Below are 12,585 nucleotides of genomic sequence, written 5' to 3' on the forward strand. Positions count from 1 at the left end.
GTACACTCGTAAGTGACCTGATTAGTATAATTATAGCATGATAATATAATAAACCCGCGGTTCACACGACATTTGGCATATGGGAAAGTTACCCCCTGATTAACGTACAGGCCGTTACAAATTCGGTACCATTTTCCTTCAAAACCTGCGCAGCATGCCGAAGCGTTGTTCCTGTTGTATAAATATCATCGATCAAAACAGCGAATTGGGGTGGTTCCGATAGTAAATAAAACGGATTATCAGCTGTCACTCTGTGCAATCGGCTACGCTTGGATTGCTTTTCTCCATGCTTTCTTCCTAGTGCATTCTTCCGCTTGGCCCGTGTAAAAGCTGCCAGCTCTTCCGCTTGATTGAAGCCTCTCTCTGCCATCCGCTCTGCGCTTAATGGAATAGGAACAACCTCATACTTGGACTCCTTGAAATGCTGAAGATAGAGTTTCCGAAATTCGGCTTCAAACACTTTTCCCAGCACATAATCGCCGCGATATTTCCATCTTGCTATATAATCCTGCATAAATGGCTCATAGCTGTACAAAGAAACATTCCTCTCCAGCATAGCCTGATAGCTCGTTTTCTCCCACTCGAGACAATCTGAACAAGTAATAGAAGCCGTCTGTTTCATGCAACTTGTGCAACCCGGCTCTTTCAGTCTGTGAAAAGACACTTCACAATCCAAACAAAGGAGTGATATCCGCTCCGGCCAAAAGAAAGTGGACCAGCTGGGACGGGAAGCGTACGATTCTCCGCATCCTACACATAGACTCATAGCCGCTTTGCCCTTCGATTCATGTCGGTGATGGACCGCACTGCCTTATCCATAGCATCGCTTCTTCCTTCATGAAAGAAGACAACCTCTCCTGTCGGATCAGCTGGACTTCTGCCGGCGCGGCCTGCAATCTGCACCAATGCCGCCTCATCAAAAACATCATGACCAGCATCCAAAATTGCCACATCCACAGAAGGAAACGTCACACCTCGTTCAAGAATGGTTGTCGTTAGGATAATGGCTATATCCCGATTTCGGAATGCCTGCACTTTTGCCTCTCTGTCTTTATCGGCAGCATGGACAGTTCTTATTAGTGTTTCCGCATCTCTTTTTGGCAGGATTTTTTGTGCGGATGGACGAAGCACTTCCTTTGCCTCTTCTTGCAGTCTATCAGCAAGCACGACGGTAGGAAGAAAAATCAGTACCTGCCTTGTCGGATTACTGCGCTTGTTGAGCCAAAACAGCAGCCTTTTCGGAAAATTCCCTTTTCGTAATTGTTTCTGCAAACCAAAGCAAAGCTTTGATGCAGGTACTGGAAGAGGCTGCCCATGAAAGCGTACGGGAACGAAAACATGAGGGAGGGTTTTGGCAGCGATTTGCCGCTTTTCTTTTCGCCGTGGTGTTGCAGTGAGGAAAATGGAGGCACATGTCGATTTCCTGGCTTTTTCCGAGGCGATATGGAGCATCGGGTCAGTATGATATGGAAAAGCATCGATCTCGTCAATGATGAGTACATCAAAAGCATGATAAAACCGCAGCAGCTGATGCGTGGTCGCCAGGATGAGCTGACCGTCACCCGTTTTATCCGGACTGCTGCCATATAATGCTTGAACAGTGACAGTTGGGAATGCCTGTTGGAATCGCGGCAGCAATTCCCTGACCACATCCGCTCGCGGTGTCGCAAGACAAATTCGTTTGCCCTGTTGGAGCGAGATCGTAATCCCTTGGAATAGCATCTCCGTTTTACCCGCACCGCAGACAGCATGTACCAGCAGCTTCCCATTCTGCTTCATCGCCAAATCAATTGCATTTGCGGCAAGCTGCTGATACCTGGTCAGTTCTCCTTCCCAAGCACAAGGATTATCATGATAGGGCCACTCAGGCTCCGGGTCAGTCCATTCATAGAGATGTTCACAGGCACTTACTCTTCCCATTTGAATACAGTTCCTGCAATAAAGATGGATACTGCCACAGATCTGACAGTTAATACTTTGCAAATGAGGCTGTGTCGCATTGCACCGATTACAATATAAGCTGTTTTTTTCTTTTCGGATTGTTGGAATCTGTTTGAAGTGATGTTGTTGGAGAGCTTCCTGAAGGGCATTAGCTGAGAGTGGAATTTCACGGCTTAATAATCGTTTACCAGCATAGCGTTTTGGATCAAGTTCCATTTACTTGCTCCTTTCTATAAAAAAAGGGGAGAGAAACTATCTCCCCTTACACTTTGTACCACAAAAATCCAATGGCACCTTCGCCAAGATGGGTGGCGATAACCGGGCCGAAATAAGATACTTCTATTTCTGCATTTGGGTATTCGGCCGCCCATTCCTGACGCAGACTTTCTGCTTCCTCAGGTCGATTGCCGTGAATGATGCAGGCCTTCATTTTTGCACCATCTGCAGCTTGCTCATCGAATAATGCTTTGATTCGGCTGATTGCTTTCTTCTTCGTCCGGATCTTTTCAAACGGTACGATCTTTTTATCCTCAAAATGAAGAACCGGTTTTACCTGGAGCAGACTGCCGATAATGGCTTGGGCTCCGTTCAAGCGTCCTCCGCGTTGCAGATTGGACAAATCATCAACGATGAAATACGCTATCATCGTTTCTTTCATTTCATCCAAACGCTTAAGAATATCTTCAACGCTTGCGCCTTGTTTCACCATACGTGCTGCTTCCAATGCATAGTAGCCTTGGGCCATACAGCTCAGTTCGGAATCATACGCATGGACGTCGATTCCTTCTACCATATCGTCGGCAGCCACCATGCTTTGGTACGTACCGCTGATTCCACTGGAAAGATGCACACTGATAACGGCATCATAGGATTCGCTCAGCTCCTCCAGCTTCTCGATCACTTTACCTACGACTGGCTGGGATGTCTTAGGCAATGCCTTTTGCTGCTTTATCTTGTCATAGAATTCCTCAGCAGTGATATCCACTTCTTCCTCATACGTTGCATCGTCGAAAACGACCTGCAATGGGATCATATGTATGTCAAATGCTTCTCGCTGTTCTGGCGTAAGATATGCTGTACTATCTGTCATTACAGCAATATTCATGCTATCGGTCTCCCTTACGTTTTTCTGCCTTCTATCTAACGATTTCTGCCTTCTATCTTACCCTATGCCTGTCCTTTTTGCATCCATCAATTAGGAATTCATCTCATGCCATTCTAAAGTGATTTACAGATTCCCAGTCTGGAATCACAGTTTTGTCCTAGCTCTCCATCAGAAAAACAAAAAAAGCCCGGGCTTTATCACCCGGACTCCCACCTTACAATACTTCGACCCAGCCGTTGCGGATTGCTGTTACAACTGCTTGTGTACGATCATTAACATTCATTTTTTGCAAGATATTACTAACGTGGTTCTTGACTGTTTTTTCACTGATATACAGTGCTTCCGCTACGCCGCGGTTGCTCTTTCCGTCAGCAAGCAGCTGCAGCACTTCACATTCCCGGCGTGTAAGCAGATGCAATGGACGGCGGTGTTCGCCGATTTTGCTGGAAATGGATGAGTTGCTTTCCTCAGAAAGGCGTCGGTATTCCTTCACAAGATTATGAGTGACTTTCGGGTGCAAATAGGATCCGCCTTCACTGACGACCTTGATGGCATCAATCAGAGAATCTGCATCCATTTCTTTCAGCAAATACCCTTGTGCGCCAGTTTTCAAAGCATGTGTTACGTAGTTTTCATCATCATGGATGGAAAGTATGATGACGTTGATATCTGGACGGTGTTTGATCAAGTCAGCTGTTGCTTGTACACCGTTTGTAGTCGGCATATTAATGTCCATCAGTACGACGTCAGGATTGAACTTTTCAACAAGCTCAAGTGCCTCTGACCCGTCGTCTCCTTCTGCTACAACCTGGAAAGCCGGTTCGAATTCCAGGATGCGTTTGACACCCTCTCGAAATAGCTTATGGTCGTCAATCAATAATATTCCAGTACTCATGTGTTCGCTCCTCCTACAAGTTCTTGTCATTTTCATCTTTTGCTGTGTGCTCTAAGAAATTATGAGTAAGTTGTCAATATAAGTGCGTTAACAAGTCCCGTCTAAGCGGTTGACATTACATGCTTCTAATTATAAGCATAATTACCTGATTACCGCCACTTATATCCTTCTTTTTATCCTTCTGTAAGCGGTACCTTGATTAGGACTCGGGTCCCTTTTCCGATATCGGAATGGAAGGCAATGGAACCATTCAGCATCTCGACACGCTCGCGCATCCCGATAATTCCGAATGAGTTTTCTTTCTTCACTGTAACATCGAAGCCCTTTCCATCATCAATAATGCTAATAACTACCAAGTCCTGCATTACTTCCAGGCGGACCTTGATTGTACTTGGTTCTGCATGCTTGACTGCATTCTGGACTGCTTCCTGGGTAAGACGGAACAATGCCACCTCATACTTCGGATCCAGACGCTTTTCTGCCTTTAATGCTGTGAAATCAATATGGATGTTATTGAATTCTTCGATATTGGCCAAGTACTTTCTAATCGTAGGCAGCAAACCGAGATCATCCAGCGCCATCGGGCGAAGGTCATAAATGATGCGGCGCACTTCGTACAGAGAGCTGCGGACCATCTTACGCATATTCTGGATCTCGAGCAGCGCTTCCTCTGTACTCCTTTCTCGGAAAGTACGGTCAACAAGTTCGGATCTGAGCAGGATATTCGCAAGCATTTGAGCTGGGCCGTCATGCATTTCCCTGGAGAGCCTGCGACGTTCTTCCTCTTGCGCTTCAATGATTTTCAAACCGAATTCCTGTTTCTCCTTCGCATCGATAATGAGCTGGGAAACTTGTTTGAAATCGTCATTCAAATAATTGAGGACCACACTGATCTTGCCTACCAGACCTTCTGCACGCTTCATCTTCAGTTCCAGCCCCTGCAATCGGCGCTGAATCTCATCACGGCGTTCACGCAGAAGCTTTTCCTTTTCACGGGACATGCGCAGCTCAATCTGCAGCTTATGGGTCTGCTCGTACACTTCCCGGATCTCTTCTTCCGAATAGCGATCAAAATCACGGCTCACATCAGACAAACGCATTTTGGAATAGCGGACTTTCTGCTCCAGCTGATCACCTTCCTTGATCATATCACCCACTTTTTCCTTTGTGAGCTGCAGATCAGCAAGAAGCTGCTCATATTCCATGCGTGACTCTTCCCCTATGTAAAAAATCTCATCCTTGCTGTTCTCGACAGCTTCCACCATCTCATTGATGATCCGGTCGAGCGCTTTGTCTTCGATTTTTTTACCCATTTCATTTCTCCAATCTTGTATGCTATATCATTCGAATTACCCAACTGCTTTATGGGGTTTGCGGGATACTTTTCTATGTAATTCGTCATGTTTTCTGCTATCTTTATATAATGAGTGCTCAAGGAGGTAAAATGCAAGATGCTTACAACTTATTTTACCGTAAAATCGGAAGGTTCACACGAAATTGTCATCCAAAAATCCCGTTTTATCGGTCATGTGAAGCGCGTTGAGACAGAAGAAGAAGCAGTCAACTTCGTTCAGAAAATCAAGAAAGAGCATAAAGACGCCACTCATAACTGCTCAGCCTATATGATCGGCGAACACGACCTGATTCAAAAGGCCAGTGATGATGGCGAACCGAGCGGAACTGCTGGTGTGCCGATTTTGGAAGTATTGAAAAAGAAGGGCTTGAAGGATACTGCTGTTGTCGTCACGAGGTATTTTGGCGGCATTAAGCTTGGAGCTGGCGGTCTGATTCGCGCTTATTCCGGATCTGCTGCTCAATCGATCGACGAAATCGGTGTCGTAAAACGGCAGCTCATGCAGCTTGCAGAGATTCATATCGACTATACACTGCTCGGAAAAGTCGAAAACGAACTGCGGCAATCTGCCTATACATTGCGAACCATTGATTATGCTGACCGCGTCGTGCTGCACGTCGCCTTGCAATCTGGACAGGAAGAGGAGTTCCAAGCATATGTTACAGACATGACAAATGCACAGGCAGAAATCACATTTGGCGGTCAAGAATATATAGAAGAAGATGTGTAAAAGTCAGCGCGACTTCTACACATCTTTTTTTCGACAAAATATTACCCGGGAAATCAATCTCCTGTATGATAGTCCGCTGCCTTCAAACCGCTTAGTGCACCCTGATCCGCGATGATGGTGACATTGGGATGCTCTTTAATGATGGATGCAGGAAATGCTTCGGTTTTATCACCGTATACTAGCCTTTCCAATACAGAAGCTTTTTGTTCTCCTGCCACAAGCAGCAGCAATTCTTTACTTTCCATAATATTTTGGATACCCATCGTGATGGCATGTGTCGGAACAGCTTCTAAGCTTGGGAAAAAGCGGGCGTTCGCATTTCTGGTCGTCTTGTCCAGCTCCACCACATGGGTCCGCTGCTCAAATGGTGTATGTGGTTCATTGAAACCAATATGCCCATTCAAACCAATACCGATCACCTGTAAATCAATACCGCCTGCTTTTTCAATCAGGTCCTCATAAGCCTGACACGCTGCATCCATATCATCTGCTCTACCATCCGGAAGATGCGCTTTTTCTGGAGACAGGTCAATATGGCGGAACAGATGCTGGTTCATATAATGTGCATAGCTATTCTCGTCATTTGACTGAAGTCCTACATATTCATCCAGATTGAAAGTTTCAGCTTCTGCAAAAGAGATGCGTTTTTGATTATACATCTCGATAAGTGCGTCATACATGCCCTCCGGTGTTGATCCGGTTGCAAGCCCAAGCACAGCATCAGTTTTTTTAGAAAGCTTCTCAGCAATACGCTCGGCAGCCATTCTGCTAAGCTCGTTATAATCCTTTGCTTTTTCCATTGTCAGCATGATTCTTCCTCCTTGTGATAAGCCAAGTTCCCCCTGCAATAGGTTGCTTGCAATGTCAGCTGGTCATCCAGCAGAACGATATCGGCGTCCTTGCCTATTTCCAGTGAACCTTTTCTGTCATAAATACCATACTGCTTGGCTGGATTCTCTGCCGTCATCTTGGCAATATCAGCAACAGAGACATCTGCATATGCAGCCATATTCCGTATAGCATCCTTCATTTGCAGCATACTGCCGGCAAGAGTCCCATCCGGAAGCAAAGCTTTACCATCCTTCACGTTAACAGCTTGCCCGCCAAGATCATAAGTACCGTCTTCCAGCCCTTTTCCGCGTAAGGAATCTGTAATGAGAATCAACCGGTCAGAACCAACATTCTGGTAAATCAATCGAAGCATTTCAGGTGCTACGTGAATGCCATCCGCTATCAGCTCGGACATAAGCGCTGGCAGTAAAAAACCAGCACCGACAGCTCCTATATCACGGTGGTGGATGCCATTCATCTGATTGCACAAATGAGTCAGCTGCGTAATGCCCTGTTCAGCTGCTTCCTTTATCTGCTCAAAAGAGGCATCCGTATGTCCTGCTGATACTGTGATCTGCTCCGAAGCAAGCAGCTGCGTCAGCTCATAGTCTTTGTCGCACTCTGGCGCAAGCGTCACTACCTTGATTTTATTCCCTGAGAGCTTCTGCCACTTCTGGAAGAGTTCTGTATCTGGCTTACAAATGTGTGCAAGCGGCTGTGCTCCTGCTTTTACCGGATTGACAAACGGACCTTCCAAATGTACACCGATCAGTTCAGCTTCTTCCGGTTGATGTATATACAAACGCACTTGTTCCAGCGCAGTCTCAATTGCCTCTTTTTCCTGGGTGATGGTAGTAGCCAGGAAGGCAGTTGTTCCTTCATTCGGCAGCCAGGCAGCCATCTTGTGCAGACTTTCCTGTGTCGCATCCATCGTGTCTGCTCCTGCAGCCCCATGAATATGCCCATCGATAAAGCCAGGCAGTGCATATTGATTTTTCCCATCAACTTCCTGATCATACTGCAGAGATGGCTTATCTTCTCCTATTTCTACTATTTCCCCATTCGTTATGCCGATATAACCCGTTACCAGCTTTTCTGGCAAGCATATTCGGACATTCCGAAGCAAGATGTCACCCATAGCAAGATTCCTTCTTTCCTTGATAGTATCAATAGCTTAGCACAAGGTATACACATTGTCTAACCATATAGACAATGTGTATACAATTAAAAAATGACATGGTATACTAAGCAAAATATAACGACAGAGGAGCACCCACATGATCGATAAAAATTCACCCATTCCGCTTTATTTTCAGCTGGAGCAGGCGATCCGTGAGCGCATCGAGTCGGGCAGCTTGCTTCCTGGGGAGATGCTGCCGCCTGAAAGGCATTATACCGAGTCTTTAGGTATAAGCCGAATGACTGTTAGGCATGCAATGCAAGCCCTGATAGAAGATGGACTGCTGGAAAGAAGACGAAACAAAGGTCTTTTCGTGAAAGTTCGTCCTTATCATCAATCTTTATCAAAATTGACAAGTTTCAGTGAAGATATGCAAGCCCGGGGACTCACTGCATCGAGCAGTATATTGGAATGGAAGGAAATAAAATTGAGCAGCCTGGCTGCAGACAAGTTGCAAAAAGAAATTGGTTCCTCAGCGATCAGAATCAAACGTTTACGATCGGCAGATCAGGAACCGATTGCTGTCGAAACCATAACTTCCCCTCTGGAAATGGCTAAGGATCTGACAGAGAACAAGCTGGAGGAGAGCTTCTACGCTTATTTAGAAAAGGTAATGGGGCTGACACTTCATCGCGCCGAACAGGAAATTGAAGCTGATTTAGCGGACGAGTATTTGGCTGACTTATTGAAAGTAACACCCGGCGATGCCGTCCTGCGCATCCATCGCTTATCCTATCTGGACGATGGCCGGCCCTTCGAGTATGTAACGAGTACGTATAGAGCGGACAAATACACGTTTACAAGCAGCTTCTACCGTTAAGGGCACACAAAAAGAGCAGCGCCGGATTCCGGAACACTGCTCTTTTAACTTTGGCTTACTGTTCGATATGATTGTAGTTCTTGAATTAGCTTTGTCATCATGTCTTCCATATTGTTGATCTGTTTGTTTTCTGTCTGGGAGATCAGCTTTACTAGGATGCTCTTGTATATTTCCTGCTCTTTCACTATGTCACCTCGTTTGATAAATCGATACAATACGTTATGTACGTAATCTGAATCGTGTGAATCATAGTGAATATACCACATTTTTTGCAAAAGGATGTCTATTTTTGCCATAAATGAGGATTTTGTAGCAGTTATGATCGTTTCCAGTAAATCTGATACAGATTTCTGCCGATAATTACCACAAGCAGTCCCACACATGCACCGATTGTATCGATGACCACATCTCCAACATATGGTGTCCTGCCGGGTGTCAGGCTTTGATGAAATTCATCGAAGCAGGCATATAGGATCGAAATCACCAATGCTATTCGCAGTGACAAGCGATATTTCAAACCAAATCCCTTATAAAGCGCCGTAAATGCAAGAATTGCAAGGCAGAAATAGACACCAAAATGAGCTGCTTTCCTTATGAAGAATTCCACGACAGAATATACTCCTACTGCCTGGACACTGACTTCCTGTCCATGATAGGCGAATTTGATAGGGGACAGGAATGGTTCAAGCGGACTTAAATCAATGTGGGAAGCAAGCATCGGCTTGATGTCCTGCTCCTGGTAAGGGGTGGCGGAAAATAGGAAGATGATGATGATGCAAGCCAGCGGCAGCATACCATAGACCCATTTTTTCAAACTCATATTCTCCCCTCCCTTTTTCTGGATAAGATTCGATTATATCATAACAGCACATAGAAAGGCAGCTCATCCTCTGCTTCACTTTACTAAACCTTTACACGAAACAGCTTCCGCGCTGGAAAATATTTATATATAATATAATTTAGAAAATAAACAAGCCTGCTTGTACATAAAGGAGAACATATGAAACGATTCGCTGTCATACTAGTTGTTGCGGGGCTTTTGTTAGTAGGATATGGAGGATTTGAATGGTATACGACCGCAAAGGCCCAGAAAGATTCCCTGTCCGATGCGAAATCAATGCTTCATGAAGCTCATGCAGCAGAGAAGCTGACACCTGAGCAAGCAGAAGAGGAAGCCAGCAGTTTCGAACCAGGCCAGGGCGATGTTGTTGGTGTGCTGCATGTACCGAAGCTGGATGCAGATTTGCCGATCGTCGAAGGTACAGATGCAGATGATCTGGACAAAGGTGTTGGCCATTATAAAGGAACTGCCTACCCGCTCCAAAATGACCAAATTGTCTTATCCGGCCACCGCGATACAGTATTTCGCAATATGGGGGAAGTGAAAGTAGGCGATACCTTTGTGGTTGAAATGCCATACGGCTCTTTTACCTATAAAGTTGAGAATACGAAAATCGTCGATAAAGATGATTTAACTGTCATCGTTCCAACTGCTCCAGAGGAAGTTTTGACTGTAACAACATGCTACCCGTTTTCTTATGTAGGAGATGCTCCAGAACGTTTTGTCTGGACAGCAGTACCTGTAGAAACAGAATAAACCGAGCAGCCTGGACTGCTCGGTTTTCTATTGCACTTGTTTCCAAATATATTTACCTATTTCCAGCGAAGCTGTCGCTGCTGGGGACGGCGCATTGCATACATGCAGTGTACGCTTTCCGCGTACCAGCTGAAAATCATCCACCAACCCTCCATCATGCTGCAATGCCTGTGCACGCACGCCAGCCGGGGCAGCTTCCAGATCATCTGCTTCAATAGCAGGAATAAGCTGCTGAAGACTTTTGACGAACTGACTTTTAAAGAAAGATCGGAAGTACTCCGCCGCTCCCTGCCGGTAATACTTTCCGGCAAGCTTCCAAAACCCCGGAAAGCGCAGTGTATCAGCCACATCTGCAAAGGCGACATCTGTCTTTCGGTATGCCTCCCGCTTAAAACCGAGCACTGCATTCGGCCCTGCTTCTACTCCACCGCCGATCATCCGGGTAAAATGGACACCTAGAAATGGGAATGCCGGATCCGGCACAGGATAAATCAAGTGTTTGACATAGTGCTTAGCTTGCGGTTTAAGCTCATAATATTCTCCGCGGAACGGAACGATTTTCGTGTCAGTCAAGTAACCAGCCGCTTTCGCGATTCGGTCACTGTGCAGACCTGCACAGTTGATGACATAGCTTGCTTGAAGCGAACCTGCTTTTGTATGTACGACTGCTTGGTGCAGCTTTTCCTCAATCTGCACCACTTCACTGCCAAGCAGGATCGTACCGCCCTTTGACTGAATTCGTTCTGCCAGCACATGACAGACTTGCTTATAATCCACAATACCTGCCTGCGGGACACGAATAGCCGCAATGCCATTCGCGTAAGGTTCGATTTGCTGTAACTGATCCCTATCTATTTTCTCAATAGCAAGTCCATTAGCCAGACCTCGGCGATACAGCTGATCCAATTGTTCCAGCTCTGCTTCTTTGGTCGCAACAATTACCTTACCGCATTGCTCAACTTCAATGCCTGCTTCCCGACAGAAGTTAAGCATGCTCTCACTTCCCCGCTTCGCAAAAGCGGCCTTGAAGCTGCGAGGTTTGTAATAGATGCCCGAATGGATCACGCCGCTGTTATGGCCGGTTTGATGCATCGCCAGCTCTTTCTCCTTTTCCAGGATAGCAATTCTCTTATCAGGTGCTTCCTGCAATATCGCATAGGCAGTGGCCAAACCAACAATACCGCCTCCAACAATAGCTATGTCATACATCTGTATCGCCCCTTTTTAGTCTTCAGGGGTTAGCTTCTTCTCGACATTCCGCAGATGAATCAAGCACTGCAGACGAGCTAGCTCTGCTTCCCCTGCCCGGATGGCTTCATAGATATTCTCATGCTCCTTGTAAATGATTTGCTTATTTCGCAAAAGATCTTGTTTTTCTTCAAATGACAACGCCAATGCTTTCTTATAGACAGTGTCCAGATTGGCAAAGGTCTGAATCATGACCGGGTTATGTGTCGCTTTCATCACAGCAAGGTGGAAAGCAAAATCTGCATTTCTCCCTTTAAGTGATCCAACACTGTCAACATCGACTTCCTTCATTAGTTCAAGTGCAGAGCGCATTTCATCCAATTCTTTCTCCGTACGTCGTTCTGCTGCCAGCATGGCTGCTTCCGGCTCAAGGATCTTCCGCATTTCGAAAAGATAGCGGAAGCTGGCAAGATTCGATTCATCTACCATCACTTGGTGGAAGAATTCACCATGAAATGCTTGCTCCACGTACGTACCGCCGCCTTGCTTTGATGTAACGGCACCTTGTGCTTTCAACTCGCTCAATGCTTCCCGTATGGAAGCACGGCTAACGCCATATTTTTCACAGAGCTTCTTCTCCGTTGGCAGTTTGTGTCCCGGTTTGATATCTCCTTCCACTATTTGTTCCAATATTTCAGCCGCAATACGATGCGCCACCTTCTCCTTTTTCATGTTGTATACTTCTTCTCCTTTTTTGTCTGACAAGTACTAACCTGTAAAAATTACAAAATCTCTTTTTCCATCCTGTTTGTTGACTCAAAATTGTTGATATATCTAGGTTTCTCTGACTCAATCATTATTCTATCATTCCTTTTGTAATCAGCAAGGATTTTTTGCCTTACAAATTTATCTTGCCAACACCTGTCTTTTATGTTTACAATCAC

13 protein-coding genes are annotated in these 12,585 nt (G+C 45.6%); 3 read left to right on the top strand and 10 right to left on the bottom strand.

Features of this window, described 5'->3' with window-relative positions:
• Window positions 1-88: 88 nt before the first annotated feature.
• The 5 genes from ABXS78_RS13405 to ABXS78_RS13425 all read right to left on the bottom strand — a co-directional run bounded on the left by ABXS78_RS13405 (window position 89) and on the right by ABXS78_RS13425 (window position 5,254).
• Window positions 89-622: a ComF family protein gene (locus tag ABXS78_RS13405; RefSeq protein ID WP_366247611.1), complete on the bottom strand. Its 534-nt coding sequence runs from the start codon at window positions 620-622 to the stop codon at window positions 89-91.
• Between the two features lie 140 nt (window positions 623-762).
• Entirely contained in the window at window positions 763-2,157 is a 1,395-nt protein-coding gene (locus tag ABXS78_RS13410) for a DEAD/DEAH box helicase (RefSeq protein WP_366247612.1), read from the bottom strand.
• Between the two features lie 46 nt (window positions 2,158-2,203).
• The gene (locus ABXS78_RS13415; protein ID WP_366247614.1) at window positions 2,204-3,046 is read right to left on the bottom strand and encodes a DegV family protein; all 843 of its coding nucleotides are present in this window, start codon (window positions 3,044-3,046) and stop codon (window positions 2,204-2,206) included.
• Window positions 3,047-3,260: 214 nt separating this feature from the next.
• Window positions 3,261-3,941, bottom strand: coding sequence for a response regulator transcription factor (locus tag ABXS78_RS13420; protein ID WP_038564508.1), 681 nt, complete (start codon window positions 3,939-3,941; stop codon window positions 3,261-3,263).
• A 173-nt stretch (window positions 3,942-4,114) separates the two neighbouring features.
• Window positions 4,115-5,254 carry a histidine kinase gene (locus tag ABXS78_RS13425; RefSeq protein WP_366247615.1) on the bottom strand — a complete coding sequence of 380 codons (1,140 nt, stop codon included), beginning with the start codon at window positions 5,252-5,254 and terminating at the stop codon, window positions 4,115-4,117.
• 138 nt (window positions 5,255-5,392) lie between these two features.
• On the opposite strand from ABXS78_RS13425, the gene ABXS78_RS13430 reads away from it, so the two are divergent.
• Window positions 5,393-6,025, top strand: coding sequence for a YigZ family protein (locus ABXS78_RS13430; RefSeq protein WP_366247616.1), 633 nt, complete (start codon window positions 5,393-5,395; stop codon window positions 6,023-6,025).
• A 53-nt stretch (window positions 6,026-6,078) separates the two neighbouring features.
• Here ABXS78_RS13430 and nagB read toward each other — a convergent pair whose 3' ends face one another.
• Together nagB and nagA are read right to left on the bottom strand one after the other, a co-directional pair.
• Entirely contained in the window at window positions 6,079-6,834 is a 756-nt protein-coding gene (gene nagB / locus ABXS78_RS13435) for a glucosamine-6-phosphate deaminase (RefSeq protein ID WP_366247617.1), read from the bottom strand.
• Window positions 6,828-7,994 (bottom strand): N-acetylglucosamine-6-phosphate deacetylase, encoded by a 1,167-nt coding sequence (gene nagA / locus ABXS78_RS13440; protein WP_366247618.1) that lies wholly within the window; start codon window positions 7,992-7,994, stop codon window positions 6,828-6,830. Before nagA ends, nagB begins: the two co-directional genes overlap by 7 nt.
• Before the next feature lie 139 nt (window positions 7,995-8,133).
• Between nagA and ABXS78_RS13445 the strand changes: the two genes are divergently transcribed.
• A complete protein-coding gene (locus ABXS78_RS13445; RefSeq protein WP_366247619.1) occupies window positions 8,134-8,856 on the top strand; it encodes a GntR family transcriptional regulator in 723 nt (240 codons plus the stop codon).
• A gap of 316 nt (window positions 8,857-9,172) precedes the next feature.
• Here ABXS78_RS13445 and ABXS78_RS13450 read toward each other — a convergent pair whose 3' ends face one another.
• Window positions 9,173-9,676 carry a VanZ family protein gene (locus ABXS78_RS13450; RefSeq protein WP_366247620.1) on the bottom strand — a complete coding sequence of 168 codons (504 nt, stop codon included), beginning with the start codon at window positions 9,674-9,676 and terminating at the stop codon, window positions 9,173-9,175.
• Between the two features lie 180 nt (window positions 9,677-9,856).
• Between ABXS78_RS13450 and ABXS78_RS13455 the strand changes: the two genes are divergently transcribed.
• Window positions 9,857-10,453 (top strand): class D sortase, encoded by a 597-nt coding sequence (locus ABXS78_RS13455; protein ID WP_095224161.1) that lies wholly within the window; start codon window positions 9,857-9,859, stop codon window positions 10,451-10,453.
• A 27-nt stretch (window positions 10,454-10,480) separates the two neighbouring features.
• Here the strand turns inward: ABXS78_RS13455 and lhgO are convergent, their stop codons facing one another.
• Window positions 10,481-11,662: an L-2-hydroxyglutarate oxidase gene (lhgO, locus tag ABXS78_RS13460; RefSeq protein WP_366247621.1), complete on the bottom strand. Its 1,182-nt coding sequence runs from the start codon at window positions 11,660-11,662 to the stop codon at window positions 10,481-10,483.
• 15 nt (window positions 11,663-11,677) lie between these two features.
• Window positions 11,678-12,373, bottom strand: a complete 696-nt coding sequence (locus ABXS78_RS13465) for a FadR/GntR family transcriptional regulator (protein WP_366247622.1) — start codon at window positions 12,371-12,373, stop codon at window positions 11,678-11,680.
• Window positions 12,374-12,585 lie beyond the last annotated feature (212 nt).

This window comes from Terribacillus aidingensis, assembly GCF_040703035.1.
GTDB lineage: Bacteria > Bacillota > Bacilli > Bacillales > Amphibacillaceae > Terribacillus.

Excerpts from the sequence above, each read along its gene's own strand:
- ABXS78_RS13445 (WP_366247619.1), top strand. The coding sequence starts at position 8,134 with ATGATCGATAAAAATTCACCCATTCCGCTTTATTTTCAGCTGGAGCAG.
- nagA (WP_366247618.1), bottom strand. The coding sequence starts at position 7,994 with ATGGGTGACATCTTGCTTCGGAATGTCCGAATATGCTTGCCAGAAAAG.
- ABXS78_RS13425 (WP_366247615.1), bottom strand. The coding sequence starts at position 5,254 with ATGGGTAAAAAAATCGAAGACAAAGCGCTCGACCGGATCATCAATGAG.
- ABXS78_RS13420 (WP_038564508.1), bottom strand. The coding sequence starts at position 3,941 with ATGAGTACTGGAATATTATTGATTGACGACCATAAGCTATTTCGAGAG.
- ABXS78_RS13430 (WP_366247616.1), top strand. The coding sequence starts at position 5,393 with ATGCTTACAACTTATTTTACCGTAAAATCGGAAGGTTCACACGAAATT.
- ABXS78_RS13455 (WP_095224161.1), top strand. The coding sequence starts at position 9,857 with ATGAAACGATTCGCTGTCATACTAGTTGTTGCGGGGCTTTTGTTAGTA.
- nagB (WP_366247617.1), bottom strand. The coding sequence starts at position 6,834 with ATGCTGACAATGGAAAAAGCAAAGGATTATAACGAGCTTAGCAGAATG.
- ABXS78_RS13410 (WP_366247612.1), bottom strand. The coding sequence starts at position 2,157 with ATGGAACTTGATCCAAAACGCTATGCTGGTAAACGATTATTAAGCCGT.
- ABXS78_RS13415 (WP_366247614.1), bottom strand. The coding sequence starts at position 3,046 with ATGAATATTGCTGTAATGACAGATAGTACAGCATATCTTACGCCAGAA.
- lhgO (WP_366247621.1), bottom strand. The coding sequence starts at position 11,662 with ATGTATGACATAGCTATTGTTGGAGGCGGTATTGTTGGTTTGGCCACT.
- ABXS78_RS13465 (WP_366247622.1), bottom strand. The coding sequence starts at position 12,373 with ATGAAAAAGGAGAAGGTGGCGCATCGTATTGCGGCTGAAATATTGGAA.
- ABXS78_RS13405 (WP_366247611.1), bottom strand. The coding sequence starts at position 622 with ATGAAACAGACGGCTTCTATTACTTGTTCAGATTGTCTCGAGTGGGAG.
- ABXS78_RS13450 (WP_366247620.1), bottom strand. The coding sequence starts at position 9,676 with ATGAGTTTGAAAAAATGGGTCTATGGTATGCTGCCGCTGGCTTGCATC.